General features: G+C 58.6%; 18 protein-coding genes and 2 pseudogenes. 12 read left to right on the top strand and 8 right to left on the bottom strand.

Annotated elements, in window-relative coordinates; genetic code table 11:
- Positions 1 to 17: 17 nt before the first annotated feature.
- Positions 18 to 1,574: a trimethylamine methyltransferase family protein gene (locus OEG84_RS00460; protein ID WP_267651911.1), complete on the bottom strand. Its 1,557-nt coding sequence runs from the start codon at positions 1,572 to 1,574 to the stop codon at positions 18 to 20.
- 123 nt (positions 1,575 to 1,697) lie between these two features.
- Between OEG84_RS00460 and OEG84_RS00455 the strand changes: the two genes are divergently transcribed.
- Positions 1,698 to 2,564 carry a LysR substrate-binding domain-containing protein gene (locus OEG84_RS00455; RefSeq protein WP_267651910.1) on the top strand — a complete coding sequence of 289 codons (867 nt, stop codon included), beginning with the start codon at positions 1,698 to 1,700 and terminating at the stop codon, positions 2,562 to 2,564.
- Between the two features lie 31 nt (positions 2,565 to 2,595).
- Here the strand turns inward: OEG84_RS00455 and OEG84_RS00450 are convergent, their stop codons facing one another.
- Together OEG84_RS00450 and OEG84_RS00445 are read right to left on the bottom strand one after the other, a co-directional pair.
- Positions 2,596 to 3,570 (bottom strand): magnesium transporter CorA family protein, encoded by a 975-nt coding sequence (locus tag OEG84_RS00450; protein WP_267651909.1) that lies wholly within the window; start codon positions 3,568 to 3,570, stop codon positions 2,596 to 2,598.
- Positions 3,571 to 3,575: 5 nt separating this feature from the next.
- On the bottom strand, positions 3,576 to 3,989 hold the full coding sequence (locus OEG84_RS00445) for a carboxymuconolactone decarboxylase family protein (RefSeq protein WP_267651908.1): 414 nt from the start codon (positions 3,987 to 3,989) through the stop codon (positions 3,576 to 3,578).
- A gap of 301 nt (positions 3,990 to 4,290) precedes the next feature.
- On the opposite strand from OEG84_RS00445, the gene OEG84_RS00440 reads away from it, so the two are divergent.
- A complete protein-coding gene (locus OEG84_RS00440; RefSeq protein WP_267651907.1) occupies positions 4,291 to 5,172 on the top strand; it encodes a dienelactone hydrolase family protein in 882 nt (293 codons plus the stop codon).
- A 168-nt stretch (positions 5,173 to 5,340) separates the two neighbouring features.
- Positions 5,341 to 5,697, top strand: coding sequence for a DUF2267 domain-containing protein (locus tag OEG84_RS00435; protein ID WP_267651906.1), 357 nt, complete (start codon positions 5,341 to 5,343; stop codon positions 5,695 to 5,697).
- A 197-nt stretch (positions 5,698 to 5,894) separates the two neighbouring features.
- On the opposite strand, the gene OEG84_RS00430 is transcribed toward OEG84_RS00435, so the two are convergent.
- Entirely contained in the window at positions 5,895 to 7,403 is a 1,509-nt protein-coding gene (locus OEG84_RS00430; protein ID WP_267651905.1) for a sensor domain-containing diguanylate cyclase, read from the bottom strand.
- A gap of 216 nt (positions 7,404 to 7,619) precedes the next feature.
- On the opposite strand from OEG84_RS00430, the gene OEG84_RS00425 reads away from it, so the two are divergent.
- Positions 7,620 to 8,996, top strand: coding sequence for a flavin monoamine oxidase family protein (locus tag OEG84_RS00425; protein WP_267651904.1), 1,377 nt, complete (start codon positions 7,620 to 7,622; stop codon positions 8,994 to 8,996).
- Positions 8,997 to 9,193: 197 nt separating this feature from the next.
- On the opposite strand, the gene OEG84_RS00420 is transcribed toward OEG84_RS00425, so the two are convergent.
- The gene (locus tag OEG84_RS00420) at positions 9,194 to 9,388 is read right to left on the bottom strand and encodes a hypothetical protein (protein WP_267651903.1); all 195 of its coding nucleotides are present in this window, start codon (positions 9,386 to 9,388) and stop codon (positions 9,194 to 9,196) included.
- 208 nt (positions 9,389 to 9,596) lie between these two features.
- On the opposite strand from OEG84_RS00420, the gene OEG84_RS00415 reads away from it, so the two are divergent.
- The 7 genes from OEG84_RS00415 (at position 9,597) to OEG84_RS00385 (ending at position 15,999) form a co-directional block, all read left to right on the top strand.
- Complete coding sequence (locus OEG84_RS00415) at positions 9,597 to 11,000, top strand: TIGR03808 family TAT-translocated repetitive protein (protein WP_267651902.1); 1,404 nt, start codon at positions 9,597 to 9,599, stop codon at positions 10,998 to 11,000.
- 912 nt (positions 11,001 to 11,912) lie between these two features.
- Entirely contained in the window at positions 11,913 to 12,035 is a 123-nt protein-coding gene (locus OEG84_RS00410; protein ID WP_267656308.1) for a hypothetical protein, read from the top strand.
- A 387-nt stretch (positions 12,036 to 12,422) separates the two neighbouring features.
- On the top strand, positions 12,423 to 12,770 hold the full coding sequence (locus OEG84_RS00405; RefSeq protein WP_267651901.1) for a pentapeptide repeat-containing protein: 348 nt from the start codon (positions 12,423 to 12,425) through the stop codon (positions 12,768 to 12,770).
- Between the two features lie 233 nt (positions 12,771 to 13,003).
- Complete coding sequence (locus tag OEG84_RS00400; RefSeq protein WP_052766509.1) at positions 13,004 to 13,423, top strand: pentapeptide repeat-containing protein; 420 nt, start codon at positions 13,004 to 13,006, stop codon at positions 13,421 to 13,423.
- A 195-nt stretch (positions 13,424 to 13,618) separates the two neighbouring features.
- On the top strand, positions 13,619 to 13,822 hold the full coding sequence (locus tag OEG84_RS00395) for a hypothetical protein (protein ID WP_267651900.1): 204 nt from the start codon (positions 13,619 to 13,621) through the stop codon (positions 13,820 to 13,822).
- 58 nt (positions 13,823 to 13,880) lie between these two features.
- Complete coding sequence (locus OEG84_RS00390; RefSeq protein WP_267656037.1) at positions 13,881 to 14,870, top strand: IS1595 family transposase; 990 nt, start codon at positions 13,881 to 13,883, stop codon at positions 14,868 to 14,870.
- Between the two features lie 271 nt (positions 14,871 to 15,141).
- The gene (locus OEG84_RS00385; RefSeq protein WP_267651899.1) at positions 15,142 to 15,999 is read left to right on the top strand and encodes a hypothetical protein; all 858 of its coding nucleotides are present in this window, start codon (positions 15,142 to 15,144) and stop codon (positions 15,997 to 15,999) included.
- Here OEG84_RS00385 and OEG84_RS00380 read toward each other — a convergent pair.
- The 3 genes and pseudogenes from OEG84_RS00380 to OEG84_RS00370 all read right to left on the bottom strand — a co-directional run.
- Positions 15,953 to 16,132, bottom strand: a complete 180-nt coding sequence (locus tag OEG84_RS00380; RefSeq protein ID WP_267651898.1) for a hypothetical protein — start codon at positions 16,130 to 16,132, stop codon at positions 15,953 to 15,955. The genes OEG84_RS00385 and OEG84_RS00380 overlap by 47 nt on opposite strands.
- A gap of 570 nt (positions 16,133 to 16,702) precedes the next feature.
- A pseudogene (locus tag OEG84_RS00375) lies at positions 16,703 to 16,807 on the bottom strand (transposase domain-containing protein); the annotation flags it as partial.
- Between the two features lie 32 nt (positions 16,808 to 16,839).
- Positions 16,840 to 16,926 (bottom strand): annotated as a pseudogene (locus OEG84_RS00370) (transposase); the annotation flags it as partial.
- Positions 16,927 to 17,132: 206 nt separating this feature from the next.
- On the opposite strand from OEG84_RS00370, the gene OEG84_RS00365 reads away from it, so the two are divergent.
- A complete protein-coding gene (locus OEG84_RS00365) occupies positions 17,133 to 17,603 on the top strand; it encodes a pentapeptide repeat-containing protein (RefSeq protein WP_267651897.1) in 471 nt (156 codons plus the stop codon).
- Positions 17,604 to 17,620 lie beyond the last annotated feature (17 nt).

Raw genomic sequence — 17,620 nt, 5'->3', positions numbered from 1 at the left:
TTGTCTCTCCAAAATATTCAGTACCATTCGTCATGCATCGAGGCCTTCCGTTGCGCCACGAACTCGGCCAGCGCCTGTTGCGTTGCCTGCTCCATTGGCGGCTGCACATAGCTCGCCAGCATTTCCTTCCAGCGACCATTGGCGCGCTGCGCCGCGGTCTTGCTGCCATTGTCCTTCCAGGTTTCATAAGGACCGGCATCGGGCAGAAGCGATTCATAATTTGCGGCCGCGAAATGACGCATGGTGTGAGCGGTGGAGAGGAAATTCTGCCCCGGCCCGGCTTCCAGATAGGAGTCCCGCGACAGCGTTTCGTCATTGACGATCATGCTCTGGAACAGCCGCAAAAACGCGCCGCAATTTTCGAGATCCATGATGAATTTCTCGTAAGACATGGTCAGCCCGCCCTCGAGCCAACCGGCGGCATGCCAGACCTGGTGGCACCCCGACAGCATCGTCGCCCACATGGCGTTGGTGCTGTCCTGCATCGCCTGACCATCGGGGGCATTTGACGATGTAATCTGGCCACCGCCAGATCGCACCGGAACGCCGAGACGGCGGCCCAGTTGCGATAATGCCATGGTCACCAGATTGGCTTCGGGCATGCCGAAGGTGAGCGCCCCGGTGCGCAGGTTCATGGTTGAATGAAACGAGCCGAACACCACTGGACAACCGGGACGCACCAGTTGCGTCAAGGCGATGCCGACCATGGCTTCGGCCAGGGTTTGGGCCGCCATGGCGGCGGGGGTGACCGGCCCCATCGCGCCGCCGAAAATGGCTGGAGAGACACAGACGCACTGGTTGGCTTCGGCATAGACCCGCAGGGCGCCGGACATCGTGTCATCGAACACCATCGGCGAATTGACATTGATGTTGCCCTGCATCACCGCATTGTTGGCAACGAAGTCTGAGCCAAACACGATGCGGGCCATATCGATGGAATCGCGTGCCCGTTGCGGGGATGTGACGCCGCCCATGAACGGTTTGGTGGACAGGGTGAGATGGGCGGAAACCATGTCGAGATGGCGTTTGATGACCGGTACGTCCGTAGGTTCGCACACCGTGCCACCGGAATGATGCAAGTGCGGCGACATGTAGGCGAGCTTCACAAAATTCTCGAAATCCTCCAGCGTCGCATAGCGGCGACCCCGATCGAGATCGCTGACAAAGGGGGAGCCATAGCCCGGCATCAGGACAATGTGATCGCCGCCAAGCGTCACCGTATTGAGCGGATCGCGGGCATGCAGCGCAAATTGTTCGGGGGCCGTGGCGCAAAGCTGGCGTGCCAGGCCGCGCTCGAACCGCACCCGCTGGCCCTCAACCTTGGCGCCGGCCTGCGCGAACAGATCCAGCGCAACATCATCGCCGCGAAACTCCATGCCGACATGCTCGAGAATCCAGTCAGCCTGATCTTCCAGTGCAGTCAGCGCCACCTCGCCGAGCAGGTGATAGGCGGGGATCGCCCTGGTGTGAAACCGCAACGGGGTGACATTGGCGCGGTCCATGGCACGCTGGGCCCTGCCGCGACGCTTGACCGGGGCTGGATGCCTGTCAATCTCGATGATTTGTGCGTTCAAGATACTTACCCCCTTCAAGTGCCGATTTGATCACATTGAACTGTCGGTCAGGATCTACGGGGAATCACGCGTTGAAAATCGAAATGTTTTGCACTCTGCGTATAAAATTATTATACGCTCCAAATGCGCTTCAAACATTACGACAATTTGCGGACATTCAGCCTTGTTGCCCGACACGACAGTTTCGCGTCGGCGGCCGATGAGTTGCATCTGACCAAGGGCGCGATCAGCCACCAGATGCGGCAATTGGAGAATGAACTCGGGTTTGCGGTATTCCGGCGATTGCCGCGCGGCATAGTCCTGACCCAAAGAGGCCAGGAGCTGCTGGCCGCCAGCCAGTCGGCGTTCGAAGCAGTCGAGCAGCAAATCGACGATCTGCGCCGTCGGCAAACGCGGGCACTGACCATCGGCGTGACCACCTATTTTGCCTCGCGCTGGCTGTCGCCGAGGCTGATGGAGTTCATGCAACTGCACCCCGACATCAGATTGCGCATCCAGCCGATGATCGATCTTGCCGATTTGCGTGGTGAAGGCGTCGATCTGGCCATCCGATGGGGCGATGGCGCCTGGAAGGACGTGGTGATCGAGCCGCTTTTTGCCTGCCCATCATGGCCGAGCGGCAACCGTGCGGCGCTCAAGGCAGTTGAAGACCATGGATTCGAAGCGGCATTTGAGAGCTTTACGCTGCTGCACGACCGCGACGATAGTCAGGCCTGGCCCAACTGGTTTTCAGTTGCCGGTCTCGCTTTCAAGAAGCGAACTGACACGCTCATCATTCCCGATCCGAATGTGCGGGTGCAGGCGGTGATCGATGGGCAGGGAGTGGCGCTGAACGACGCGCTGGTCGGCTCTGAACTCGCCTCGGGCGCGCTCTATCGACTGAGCCCGATCGAACTCTCGGACTATGGCTATTTCCTCGCCTATGGCGTTCGCGGCGAAACCAATCCGGACATCGAAGTATTTGCGACGTGGCTGAAGAGCTGCAGCTAGCAGGACGTAACAGCTTCGCGTTCTTGCTTCCTCAAAACCATCCCTTGCGCTTGAACCAGAGATAGGGGCCGAGCGCGGAGGCTGCCATGACGGCCAGCGCCACCGGGTAGGCCCAGGGTTGGCTGAGTTCGGGCATGTTCTGGAAATTCATGCCGTAGACGGTGCCGATCAAGGTTGGCGGCAGGAACACCATGGCGGCAACCGAGAGCACCTTCATCACCTGGTTCTGCTGCACCGAGATCAGCCCCAGCGAGGCGTCGAGCAAAAAGATGATGTTTTCGGAGATGAAATCGGCGTGTTCGGACAATGACTGGATGTCCCCGGCAATTGCCCGGCAGCGCTGCTTGAGCAGCTTGTCGGCGGCAATCTCCGGCAGGGTCTGCAAAAAGCCCGCGACACGGGCCATCGACATCAGGCTTTCGCGCACCTTGGCGATGGTGCGCTGGTGGCTGGCAATCACCCCGAGGGTGGCTTCGAGATCGCGGGTGGCGGCCTCAGGATTGCTGACGGAACCGCGCGAGAACACCTCGCTCGACAGCGTATCGATTTTCCGAGACCGGTTTTCCAGCACCTCGGCGCAGCGATCAACCATGGCTTCCACCAGCCGGGTCAGCACGTCGCGGCCGTCAAGCCCGCAGAACTCGCGCGCGGTGTTGGCGGCAAATATCGCAAATGCCTTGGGTTCGGCATAGCGGATGGTGACCAGGCGCGCGCCCGAGAGCACAAAGCCGATATCGGTGATCTCGGCGAAATCGGTTTCGGATTTCCAGACCACGCTGGCGGTCAGATAGGCCGCGCCGTTTTCGATATAAAGCCTGCTCGAAGGCTCGAGATCGCGCAACTCGTCGCGGCTCGGAACCTCGACGCCGATCAGCCGCTCGACCCGGGTCTCGTCGTCGGCGCTCGGGTGGATCAGATCAATCCAGCAGGCGTCATCGGGCAAAGGTTGATCTGCGGCCGGCGGGATATCGAGGCTGCGGCCGTGGCAATCGTAGAGCCGGATCATGCCCGCTATGCGCCCTGCTGGCTGGCGTCGAATACGGGATCGACCGGCACCTGCAGGGCGGTGGCCAACTGATTGGTCTTGCCGGCCAGGCCGATGATTGCCAGCAATTCGCCATATTGCGCTTCGGTCATGCCCTTGGCGCGGGCAGCGGCGGTGTGGGAGTGGACGCAATAGGTACAATTGTTGGCGACCGAGACGGCGACATAGATCATCTCCTTGGTCAGCGGATCGATCGATGACGGCTTGCCCACGACTTCCTTGACCTCGGTCCAGGTGCGCTCAAGCAGCGCCGGATCAAAGGCCAGCCAGCGCCACATGTTGTTGATGAAATCGGTTTTGCGGGTGGCGCGGATATCGTCAAATACCGCCTTGACGCGGGCGTCGGATTCAAGATCAGGGCCGGGCAATTGTGTGGTCACGTGAAGGTCTCCGGGTTCAGTGTCAAACCGGAGCCATCTTACCCCGGTTTGACAGGTTGCCCATAGAAGATGGTGTAAATCAATCGACCACCGGGTCCGCCCACAGCGTGGTAATGTCTCAATCCGGAGAGGTATCAACAGACTGGTCAGGTGCGCACCCTTCCGGGACAATGGACAGTAGAGTGTGCGCAGTAATAATTGGTCCCCGCCCTTTCCTGGTCATGGGATCGAGCTAGACGAGAATGTGCACAACAGCGCACCAGCTCAACAGCAATGCACCAGCTATTTCGGGAGACTGTACATGGCAGACAAACCCACCATCACCCAGGCCATGATCAAGGCCTATGACGACTACACCCATCTGACCCTTGATCGACGCGGTTTCATGGAGAAATTGACGAAGCTTGCGGGCTCGGGTGCTGCTGCCGCGGCGATTGCGCCGATGCTTGCCGCCAACAGCGCCCACGCAGCCGTCGTCGCAGCGGATGATGCCCGGCTTGATACATCAGACGTGACCTTCCCCGGCGCCGGCGTGCAGGAGATGAAGGGTTATCTGGTGACACCTGCAGAGAATTCCGGGCCATGGCCCGCGGTGATCGTCATCCACGAGAACCGCGGTCTCAACGACCACATACGCGATATCGCACGGCGGTTGGCGATCGACGGCTTCGCAGCGCTTGCTGTCGACTTCCTCTCACCACTCGGCGGCACACCCGCGGACGAAGACAAGGCGCGCGAGATGATCGGTCAGCTTGAGAGCGACGAGACCACCGCCAATGCCGCCGCTGCCCGGGCATGGCTCGCCGGGCACGACAAGACCAACGGCAATATCGGCGCGATCGGCTTTTGTTGGGGCGGAGGACTGGTCAACCAACTGGCCGTCAACGATGCCGAACTGGGCGCCGGTGTCGCCTATTACGGCCGCCAGCCGGAGACCGCAGCTGTGGCATCGATCAAGGCACCGCTGCTGTTGCATTACGCCGGACTCGACGAGCGCATCAATTCCGGGATCGACGCCTATCGCGCAGCACTGGAAGCCGGAGGAAAAAACTTCGAGATCCATGTCTACGAAGGCGTCAACCATGCCTTCAACAACGATACCTCGGCGGCGCGCTACGACAAGACGGCCGCCGATCTGGCGTGGTCGCGGACGCTTGCGTTTTTCAAACACAATCTGGCCTGAAACAGCACCGGCCTCGTCATCTCCTCCCGACAAGGACGGCTCACCCGGGCATTGCAGCTCGACCCTTGACCTCACCGGTTTTCATCCGCAAAACCCTTGCTTGCAGCTTGAAAACCGCCTAGTTCACACTTACCTTTACGTTAACGTCATACACTCGGAGGAAGACCCTTGGACGAACTGATCAACCGCATCGCCGCCAATGTTGGCATTGACGCCGAAACCGCCAAGAAGGCCGTCGGCGCGATTCTGGCTTTCCTCGAGAAGGAAGGTCCTGCCGACAAGGTCAAGGACATGCTGGCCGCGGTGCCGGGCTCACAGGACCTGATCGGCCAGGCGCCGAGCGGCGGTATGCTGAGCATGGGCGGCGTGATGGGCCTCGGCTCTCAGCTGATGGGCATGGGCATGGGCATGGGCGAGATTTCCGGCGTCGCCAAGGAAACCATGGGCTTTGCCCGCGAGAATGGTGCGGGCGACGCGATCGACGAGATCGTCGCCTCGATCCCGGGCCTGTCGCAGTTCGTCTAGAACGTCGAACGCCAACACTGTGAATTATGACCCCGGCGGTGCACACTGTCGGGGTTTTTTCTTGCATGGGCATCAATTTTCGAACGACCATGGCCCCCATCCGGTCTGTCCGAATCGTCTGGTCGTGATCTCTCTCCGCAGACGGACTACCAAAGCCAATCACCGCGAGCGGCTGGAGCCTTTCGCGGCTCAAAACGTCAGGCGGCAACTGTGACCTTGGTGGTCACCCCGTTTTCCGGCTTGCGACGCTCGGTGGCTCCTGCCCCAAGATCACCGCTGTCGCCGGCAAACCAGGTCTGGCCACGACCATTGTCCTTGGCGCGGTAGAGCGCTTCATCGGCGCTGCGGATGATGTTCTTGGCCGAAAGCGCATCGTCGGGCCACCAGGCAACTCCGACGCTGGCGCCGATGCGAGCCACGCCACCCTCAAAAGCGATGTCCTGGCACACACTGGTGATGATCGTATCGCACAGGTCGAGCACATTTGCGCGTTCGAGATTGTCCCACAGCAGGATGATGAATTCGTCGCCACCAACCCGTGCGGTCATGCCGGTCTCGCCGACCGCATCGGCAACCCGCCGGGCCGCGGTTTTAAGCACCACATCGCCGGCCTGATGACCATGTGTGTCGTTGACCGCCTTGAACTTATCGAGATCGAGACACAGGATGGCGCACCGGTTCTGGCGGCGTTCGGCGATGATTGCATCAAGCGCTTGGTCGAACTGGAGACGATTGGGCAGTCCGGTCAGATTGTCGTGAGTGGCGCGGTGGCGGTTGCGCGCTTCGCTTTGCTGCAGCGCCTGAATCGCGCGACCGTAACGCAGCGCGACCATCAACAGCGCCACCGTGACCACGACGAAGGAGGCGACAAGGGGGCCAATCGCGCGGTTCCAGATGATGCTGGATGGAAGCTCCACTTTCCAGCTGGCAGCCAGCGGCGGCTGGCCGGCAAGCTGACTGACAACCATACTGCTGCGGCCTTCGACCGGTGCGGCAACCGGCGCCACGCTCAGATCTTCAAGACCAAGACTTTCTCCGATGCCCGCAAGCATCTCCTTGCTCAGCGGCTTGAACGTGAGCAATACTTGCGGCATCCCGTCTGGCAGAACCTCCTCATCATCAGGGATGATGGCTTGCGCTGTGACCACTCCGAACTGGCCATCAACGATGCGAACATCTGAGGCGTGAAAAGGCGGAGAAAAACGTGCCGGCGTGCCGGTGACCACGAAACCACCATTGCGCGGGGTGCGGTGGGCAAGATATTTTTGACGGGCAGCTTCGACAAGGTCGCGATTGCGAGCGACATAGGGCAAGCCGGCTGCGGGGTCCATCACCAGGGACCGGAACACGCTCAGCAACGGCGTGCCGTCGGGCTGGATCACGACAGAAGACTCAATGCCGAAATCCTCCCACAGCCAGTCAGCGATTTCATCCTGAACAAACTTCTGATCAACCCCGCCGCCCAAGGCCGTGACCGTCTTGTCCCAATAGGAAATCTGCGATTGATCGCGGAAGAGCACGTCGATCTGGCGGTCGATTTCGGCCTGCATCAGGTGCTGTTCGACCTCGCTGCGAACATCATCGGCAACCCCGCCGGCAAAGGACAAAATCTGCAAATTGGAGACCGCAAAGGCCGTCAGCACAGCGAGGCAGAGCGCGTAGACAGCGATCGTGATGTTGGGCCGGGCAGTGTGATTGAACATCATTTTCATTGCGATCTCTTGAAATTTCCTGCCTCGTTGTAATTGAAACCGCTGAAAGTTGGCCTAACCGGTATGGTTCCTGCCGCGTTAACACCAATTGCCCAGCCGGTGCACATGCCATTCCGAACCCCGCCCGATTGCGGCATGGCAAGAGATGTCGCAGGTTGGCGCTACGCGTGATTCCTCGCAGTCCGGGGAGAAACCAGAGCGAGACGCCTGATGCGAAAGCCTGCCCATGCATTGCCGTTTGACCGCCGCCGTTTTCTGCGGTTGACCGCGGCTTCCGCGCTGACTGCGCCACTGAGCGGGGCAGGATTGGCACGGGCCGCTGCCGCAGATGTCGATGTCATCGTCATTGGCGCAGGCGTGGCCGGGCTGACGGCGGCGCGTCAACTCACCGATCTCGGGTATGAAGTGCTGGTGCTTGAAGCGGCGAACCGAATCGGCGGCAGACTGCAGACAGACTGGTCGCTGGACGCGCCATTCGAGCTCGGCGCAGGCTGGATACACGGTCCGAAGGGCAATCCTGTCACTGAATTGGTTTCCGCTGCCGGGGGCGAGACCTTCGTCACCCAGGACGACAGCCTGCTGGTGATTTCGGGAGACGGAAACCCGCTGAAGGATGAGCTGATCGAGCGCAAGGAAAAGCAACTTGCCGCGCTCTATCAACGCATTGATGCGACCTTTGACACCGACCAACCGCTGACATCGGCCATCACCCAGCTGGCGCCGAAAGCACTCGCTGATCCGGTGACGGCCTGGATGATGTCGGCGTATACCGAGTTTGACGCCGGCGGCCCGCTGGAATCACTGTCGGCGTACTATTTCGACGAGGACGCTGCTTTCGATGGCGCCAACGTCATCGTCTCCAACGGCTATGACCGGCTCCTGGGGCCGCTTGCTGCCGGTCTCGATATCCGGCTCGGCCATCCGGTCGACAGCGTTTCCTATGAAAAGGGCGACGGCGCCACGGTGCGCGCCAACGGCCTCGATTTCGAGGCTGATTTTGTCGTCTGCACCTGTCCGCTTGGGGTATTGCAGACTGGCGGTATCCGTTTTGACCCGCCGCTGCCAAAAAAATATCGCAGCGCTATCAGCCGGATCGGCATGGGCAATGTCACCAAGCTGGCGTTGAAATTCGCAATCCCGTTCTGGCCAATCGAGACGCAATATTTTGGCCTCACCGGCGGACCGATGGGGCGCTGGGCTTCGTTCATGAATTACCGGACATTTTCGAACCAGAACATTCTGGTTGGCATCAGTGTCGGCGCCTATGCGCCACGCGCCGAGGCAATGAGTGATGCGGAGATGACTGCGGACGCCATGCGCGCGCTGCGGACCATGTTCGGTGAGAGTGCACCGGACCCGGTGGCCGCGATTCCCACCCGTTGGTCAAAAAATCCCTGGAGCCATGGCGCCTATTCCTACGCCAAGGTCGGATCAAAGCCGGCGGATTTTGACATGCTGGCTGAACCGGTGGCGGGCACGTTGCTGCTGGCGGGCGAACACACCCTGTTTGACTATCACGCCACGGTGCATGGGGCGCATCTGAGCGGACTTGAAGCCGCGCGCCGCATCGACAACGATCTGGCTTGAACTGCGGCGTTTCGCCAGCGTCTCTGCGGCCAGACAAAATGCGGCGGGGCCGGCCCTCCCCCAGACCGGCCCCACGCTCCTTCCTGCCACAAGGCGGCGCGCGATCCAGCGAACGGATGGGCGACGCCTTGTTGGATTGAAACCGATACCTGTTGCCGAGCTCTCTCCCAGCTTACGGATGGCAACAGGCCTTGATTTCAGGCAGGTCGGATGACCTTATTTACCTTGCTTGCAACCAGCCACGACAGCGGCAGTCCGGCCAGCGCGCCGACCAGTGCGGCAATGCTGATGGAGGCCGCATCGACCCGGCCCAGGGTCAGGGCGGCGATGACGCAACTACCCGCCAGCATTCCGCCGGCGATAATGTAGATCAAGGCTGTCAGTCTGAGCATGATCGTCTCCCGCATGGTTTGCCCCGAAGGTCTGTTGAAAACCACGCTAAACCGGATGCATGGCCATCCTCTTGATCTGGCTCAACACAACTGCCGAAATTTTGCCGGCGGCACGCTTTTTCAATCATAGCCGCCGTGCCGTTGCAGGAGCGATCTGTCTCGATATGGCACAGGTCCGGTCTGGCATGGTTCCTGCACCATGTGTGGCATGAGCAACAAACGTCCTGATATGAACCGTCATCTGAGCCGCCGGGCATTGCTTGCGGGGCTTTCTGGCCTCGGCGCTGCAAGCCTGATGGCCCCTGCGGCGCTCGCCGGCGAGTTGTCGTTCTCGCTTGTCGATCTGCGCGGCGGCCATGATGGCGATCTGGCCGGGTTGCTGCCCGATGCCGTCGACGACCAGAGCCGGCGGTTTCAGCGCGCGATTGACGAGGCGGCGGGCGCCGGGCGGATCCTGCGGCTGCCGCCGGGGACTTTCGTGGTGTCCAATATCGACCTGCCCGACGGCGCGCGGATTCTGGGCGTGGCCGGGGCGACACGGCTGATCTATGGCGGGCGCGGCCATTTTCTGCTGGCCGAAGGCGCGCGCCGGATTGAACTCTCCGGGCTGACGCTTGATGGCGCCAACCAGCGGCTTGGCGACCATGTCAGCGGGCTGGTGCATCTGCGCGCCGTAACCGAAGCGATCATCGAGGATGTCGAGATTGCCGGCGCCTCGGGCCACGGGCTGACGCTTGAAGCCTGCGGCGGGCGGGTCAGCCGCTCGGAGATTTCGGGCGCGCAACTGGCCGGGCTCTACGCGGTGGAAAGCCGCGGGCTTTCGATCACCGACAATAGTGTCCGCGACTGCGGCAATGGCGGCATTCTGGTGCACCGCTGGAGCATTGGCGAGGACGCCACGGTGGTCTCGCGCAACCGGGTGATGCGGATTTCGGCGCAGGCCGGCGGCACCGGCCAGAACGGCAACGGCATCAATATTTTTCGCGCCGGCAATGTGATGGTGACCGGCAACCATGTGTCGGACTGCGCGTTTTCGGCGATCCGCGCCAACCAGGCCAGCAACATCCAGATCGTCTCCAACCAGGCGATCCGTTCGGGCGAAACCGCGATCTATGCGGAATTTTCGTTCGAGGGCGCGGTGATTGCGTCGAACTTGGTCGATGGCGGCACGGTGGGGATATCGGTGGCCAATTTCAACGAAGGCGGACGGCTGGCCAGCGTTACCGGCAACATCATCCGCAACCTCTCGACGGTTGGCCCCTACCCGGCCGAATATGCCGGTTTCGGCATCGGCATGGCGATCGAGGCGGATGCGGCGGTGAGCGGCAACGTGATCGAAGGCGCGCCGAAATGGGGCGTGCTGATGGGCTGGGGGCCGTTCCTCAGGGCGGTCAATTTCTCCGGCAACACGCTGCGCGAATGCGGCGCGGGCGTCGCCGTCTCGGTGGTCGAGGGCGCAGGCTCGGCGCTGATCTCGGGCAACATGTTTGACGCCACCCCTGGCGGCGCGATTATCGGCTGCCGCTGGAACGAGGTGGTAACCGGGGATCTGGCCAAGGCCGGCGCGGGGCAATTTCCGCATCTGACGATTGACCGCAACGCGATGGCCTGAGGGGTTTTGGGCGGCGCGCGGAGAGCGGGCGCAGGCAATCGCTCCGCGCGTCAAAGCCGCCGGAGGGATGGAGATGGGACCGGATCCGGAGGGCCGCGCGCGGGCTGCACCTTCTGAATTTGGTAATAGGGGTGGCGCATTCCGCGCGCGGGCCCGAAGTTTGCCGGATGATGCCCGCATCCGACAGGCAATCACGGCTTCGCTTTTCCGCTTGAGGGCGCTTGGCCCGACGCGGGGTTTTTCGGGTTTCCCCGAGCCGCGCAGCCTGGACGAGGGCGCGGCGGAAGCGTTTCCACGTGGGTTCTGGCACGAAGCATCTGCCCGCGATTGCGGTGCATGCGCTGCTTGCCGAGGTGAAGCCACCTCGGCCCGCCACATGCATCAACGGGGCAGACCTCCGCCACAGGCCCGTTTCAGCGCCCCCACCCGATCAGCCGAAGCCAAGGGACGGAACGCTGAACCGGTGGCCGGCTGTGCGCTTATCTTCCATAAGAAGTTCAGGCACGCCGACGGAGCCACGCTGGTTCCTGCCTCCCCCGGCACCCGCCGCACGTTACGGCAAGATCCGGGAGCCTTCCTCCCACCTGAACCGAAGCGTTCGCGATCCATCCGGCAGCGGGAGCGCACACAGTGTGGCACGGGCAGGTAATCCGGGGACAAGATCTCGGGATTTTTGGGTTAAGCTGTTGGGATTGCTGGGGCGTGGGTGGGGATTTTTGCACGGTGTAAACACACCGTCAGGGCTGACATTCGTTAGCGCCGGACCACTAGGCGTTTTCGGCCCTTTGCTGCCGTTCACCAAGTTGATCAGATGCTGCAGCGCGGCCGTCGAAGCTGCCGTTCGTGCACCGCGCAGCATTCCCGGCGCATGAATGACGTCAGCGCAGGACAAAGTTGGTCTTGCCGAACTCCATGGCTGACTGGTCTCTCACCCGCCTACAGGATCGCTTGATCAAGATTGGCGCGAAGGCAAACCGCCATGCCCGCTCGATCACCCTGCAACTGGCCGAAGTGGCCGTTCCTCGCGATCCATAGGCTCAGATGCTGGCAACGATCGCAGACCTGAAGGCATGGGCTCAAGCGCCGTGACAACCGGTGTAATCCGCCATCAATTGGTTATGGCGTGTCGCACGCAGACGCCGAGCTATGCCCAAATCCGTGGCCAGTACGCGAAACCCCACCCAAATTGCTTCAAATCCAGGGAAGATAGGCCGTATGCCGCGCCAAACCGAAAGAAATTAACAAAAAGGGAGCCGCCTATGCCACTGTCTCGCTAAGAAGCGCCCCATCTGGGGATGTCGGAAAAAGGAGCCTCGCATCAATCGACACAAATAGGCCTAAAGTTTTGCCATCAATTGCTGGTTCAGCGCATCTGCTCAATACTGAAACTTGCAGCACCCAAACCCCCGAAAGACCCTCGTCATGACGAAACTCATCCAAGCAAGCATTGCTGCTATTATTTCGCTAAGCTTTTCCAATGCAGCTATGGCCGCGTGCTCTGATCCGTTGGGTCCAAAGGTTGACTGGAGTGGATGTGACAAGAACCACGCGTACCTGACCAGCGCGGACCTGACCGGCGCTGACCTGACCGGCGCAAACCTGTATGCCGCGAACCTGTACAATGCGGACTTGGGCGGCGCGGACCTAAGAAGGGCGGACCTGACCTACGCGAACCTGATGGACGCGTACCTGTACGGCGCGGACCTGACCGACGCGATTTGGACGGACGGACGGCTCTGTGCAGCTAATTCCATTGGTGTCTGCAATTAGAGCTTTCGGCAATACCTTGGCGAAATCGTTGTTGCACTGAAGCTAAGCGACTTTCGTTAGTCAAAAAATGATTGCCTTCGGAGCCGCCGTAACAAGTGAAAGACGGGGCGTGGTGCTTGGTAAACATGGCTGAGATGTTCTGGCACCGTGACCGTCCGGCGGACCCGCACTGGCGACAAGCTGTGTTATCGGCAGCATCCAGTATCAATAACAGCTAAATTTGGAGTTCTACTATGAGAATACGTTCATTTCTGGTTTTCGTGGCGCTGTTCGCAACTGCGTCACCTTCAATGGCTTGGGATCAAGTCGACATCGATCGATTGAACAACCGTGAAGGTTGCCCGGATTGCGATTTGGCCGGCGCAAACCTGAGTGGGATGGATCTCTCCAGTCAGGATTTGAGCGGTGCGAACCTCTCCAATGCAGACATGACAGGAGTAGGGCTTTACAACAGCAATTTCAGTGGTGCCAACCTCTTCAACGCAAACTTGAGATCCGCGAATCTGACCGGCACAAATTTTTCAGGCGCCGATCTGACAGGTGCCATTTTTACGGGTGTGCATGAATTGAATATCGAGAACCTCAACCTGACCAACGCCAAAATGTGCAGCACGACCTGGATCGACGGTACTGTCGACAACACCAATTGTTAGCTCGCCGGCGGCGGCCGCCACCGCCCACGCGGTCCAGGAGTTTGACCACATGAAACCCATTTATGCGGATCGTGGCATCTTATGTGACCTCCTCTAAGCCTCTCGATGGGGGGGCCACTAGTAGGAAAAAGTTCCCAATTATATACTTGACAAAAGTAGCTCCATGGACGATAAAGAATCCAAGGAGTTACGAACATGATTGATCAGATTGGGATGCGTTACGAATTACCTTGCCCCCGGTGCGGGGAAATGGACCAGCAATTGATCAGCGACCTTGTAGGTAAAGATGAGATCGCCTGCCGCTTCTGTGGCCACATCATCGATCTCACAGACGAGAAGTGGCAGTCCGGTTTTCGCGAATTTCTCGAAGCCCTGCCCGATCTCTACAGAACCAAATGATTTGTTGATCCAGCGCATTTTCTCAATCGCTGGCCCAAAATCAGGAATGAGTTTAGACATGACAAATCTCACAGATCCGATGTTTCACGACGAAGACAAAGCCCGCGCTCATCTTGAGGCTATCCGCTGGCCGCATGGTCCGAATTGCCCGCATTGCGGCAATATCGACCCGGACAAGATCGCCAAGGTCGAAGGCAAGAAGCAGACGCACCGCAAGGGCCTGTACTATTGCAATGAATGCGGCGGTCAGTTCACCGTGACCGTGGGTTCTGTTATGGAGCGGTCCAAGGTTCCGCTGTCGAAGTGGGTGTTTGCGTTCCACCTGTTTGCTGCGTCCAAGAAGGGTATGTCCGCGCACCAGTTGCACCGTATGCTTGGCGTCACATACAAAACAGCTTGGTTTATGGCCCATCGCATCCGCGAAGCCATGAAGGAAGACGTTAAGTCCTCCGGTCCTCTCGGTGGTGAAGGCAAGACCGTGGAAGCCGATGAAACTTACATCGGCAAGCGTGAGACACCCCGCGTGTCTGCACAGCGCAAGGGCCGCCCCTTCACAAAGAAGGGCAAGTCCGGCGGCGCACAGAAGCGTATAGTTGTTGGTCTGGTCGAGCGTGGCGGTAAAGCCCGCATGTTCCATTTGAACGACGCCACAAAGGACACCGTCCGCGACGTTCTGGTCCGCAATGCAGACCGCAAGTCCACCCTCTACACCGATGAAAGCCGCCTCTATACCGAGACAGGTAAGGAATATGCAGCCCACGGCACCGTGAAGCATTCCGCCAAGGAATACGTCCGATACGAGGGCGAAAAGGTCGTTCACTCCAATACGATTGAGAACGTCTTTTCAGTGTTCAAACGCGGCATGATCGGTGTTTACCAGCATTGCGGCGAAGCCCATCTGCACCGCTACCTTGCTGAATTCGATTTCCGTTATAACCGCCGCACCGCGCTCAAGGTGTCAGACCGTGAACGCGCCGAAGATGCAATTCGTGGCGCATCCGGCAAGCGGCTGACCTATAATCAAACTGGTGAAGCCGGTCACGCCTAAGCAGAAGGCAAAGCGACTCCTACTTTTGAGGAAAACACGCTATAAGCGCTGCAAGTAAGAAGTGCCGCCCGATTCAGTATCAGGGAAATCGGACGGCACGAGCAAGGCAAGTTAGCTTAAATCGCTGAAACGTTTCGGTTCCGGATAACCTGTCCGTGGCCACGGGCCTTTTCATGGGGAAACAGCCATGATTAAGCTCACTGTTGAGGTCACGGTAAGCTGGCAGACGGTCTTTCGGGCCGTGATGCTTGTCTTGCTCATGATCTTGTAAATGGAAGCCCGTCACTTGTTGGCGGGCTTTTCCTTTTTCTTCTCGGCTTTCGCCTTGTCCGATTCCCGTTTAGGTTTCGGAGGTGTCGATAATGCGCGGCGCAATGCGGCATCGCGTTTATCTTCGGTGCTCTTGTCATCATCTTTCATGGAATTGGATACCAATATGGAAGAACCTCTATTCCCTATGCTCGTATGGGGGGATCTTAACAGAGAGCAAATCGAAGAACGAGCGAAACTCGATAGGCTTATATCTTCCGCATATCGCGAGGTGGATTCATTCCGCTCCGCAATAGCCCTTGCTGACCATTCATTTAGCGGGATTTCAGAACTCTCGAATAAACTTAGAAACACAATCGAAAACCAAACGTCCAAGCAGATCATGGCTCAGATGAGAGTTGTGAACATGTGGCCGGTCATGGCTGCCCATTCAGCTATTAACTCTCTGTACCATTTTAGCGATGTCCTGGATGGGTTAGCCCAATGGGCAGATGGCAGCTCTTTTACTCGCCATTTCGCAAACCCCGACAAACCATTCACGCCAGCAACGATACTGTTTGAATCAAATTTCCCAAAATGGAAACAAACCCGCCATGCGGTAGCTCACAAGGGGGAAATAACACGAAAGATGGGCGCAAACCTCCATAAGGCCCCAATCAACAAGGGCAGCCTCAAAAAGGCTAAGGGGGCAACGGCACTCATCCAAGATTTCTTTGACGACCGTACGTTCATAACCACTAGGCGTGGGGAGCTATTACGGTTTGATGTGACCGCAGAGAACTACGAAAAACTTCTCTCAGTTTATAAGCTTGTTATTCAATGCGCTCAGCCAAAAAACGAGCAGCGACCAAAAGATTGACCTTACCGTCAATCGTTACAGGGTAAGCCGTGTCAAAATCACCCATGTACGCCTCCGGATCAGATTCCTCTAACGCCTTATAAATCAATAGTGCCAGAGCCTCCATTTTCTCCGTCTTCTTGTCTTCCGTCATAGGAACTATCCCTAGCCCCGTGACGGAAGTGCCGAATCGGTCACTTTTGTCACGTATATAATTGTGAAAAAGTTCTCATCGGAAGAGGGGTAAAGGGGAAAATCTGAGGGAACCAACGGTTGGGTATTAGCAAATATAAATCCAACATAACGACCGGGACCTAGGCTCAGGCGGTGGGAAGTCAGTACAACAAAGACATCCAGTAGCAATATTTAATTAATTAGCAAAAGAGGTATACAATGAAGAGTTCCATAAAATGCAGCCCGATGATGCTAATATCATCGGCGTGCCTGTTTGTGTTAGTTGGCGGATCGGGAGTTCAGGCGAGGTCGGACGAACCACAAGGCGATAATGAAAACAAAAGGATAAATGACAAAATCGAAAGTATTGCTAAAGCCAAGAAGATGCAGAAATATACAATATGCATTGAGGGTTGCAGATATGTAGATTCAAGTATTGAATACATTAGTGAGGCAGAGGACGAATTAACCTTGGCTATTTGTCGGGCAAAATGCTGACGGAAAGCGCCCGTTATGCGAATTCTCTCTAGAGAGGTGAAGGATTTTCGAGTTACGCTGCTTGAGAAGCGTAACTCCAGTGCAGCAGCTCGTCGATACGAGTGATCTTATGATCGGCGATACGGCCGAGGACCCAGGTGAGCCATGCCTGTGGATCGCCACGCCAGAGAAACACCGTGTGGCGTTTAGCCCATGTCGCCTCGCGACCTCCGCGACCGACGCACCCGGCTCCATCGTCTCGGCCACGACCCGACGCTTGAAGGCTGTCGTATAACTGCGCCGCTTGCGTTTGGTAAGCGCCGCTGAACCTGCCCTGCCATGAGTTGATAGCGGGAGCTAATGTCCATTAGCGATTAGGACGTTTCCGCTTCATGGTGAGCGTGCCGTGTCTGATTTGCTATCTGCGGGGGTTTGTGCGCAGTGTGCGCCATCGGCTTTTGAAAAGATGTCGACTACGACCAACATTGAATAGGGAGAAGTCGATGAAATATTTGAATTTTATTGCTACAGTTATTGTTTCGCTCGGGACCACGTCCAGTGCTGTTATGGCCTGTGGTTTTCCGGTCGTGGACGCTAATGATTTTCATGAATGCGATTGGAGCGGTAAGGTACTGAAGTCGCGGGACCTGTCGGGAACGAACCTGTCCGGAGCAAACCTCTCCAACTCCGACCTACGAGATGCGAACCTGTCCGGGGCCAATCTCTCCGGGACCAAACTAGGGGATGCAGACTTGGAAAGCGCAAACCTGTCCGGGGCGAAGCTGAATGGGGCGACCCTGGAAGGGGCGACGCTGGATGGGGCGACCCTGGAAGGGGCAAACCTGACCGAGGCGAACCTCTACGGGGCAAGTCTGCAACAGGTGCGGATGGCCGGGGCAAACCTGTCCCGGGCTGTATGGATGGATGGCTCGGTGTGCGCTGATGTGTCCATCGGCGAGTGCACGCCGCGATAATCCGGCAGCCGGTGTCA

Source organism: Hoeflea algicola, assembly GCF_026619415.1.
Lineage (GTDB): Bacteria > Pseudomonadota > Alphaproteobacteria > Rhizobiales > Rhizobiaceae > Hoeflea > Hoeflea algicola.
Note: the sequence above shows the minus strand (reverse complement) of the source record. Positions and strands in the feature narration are given on the sequence as shown.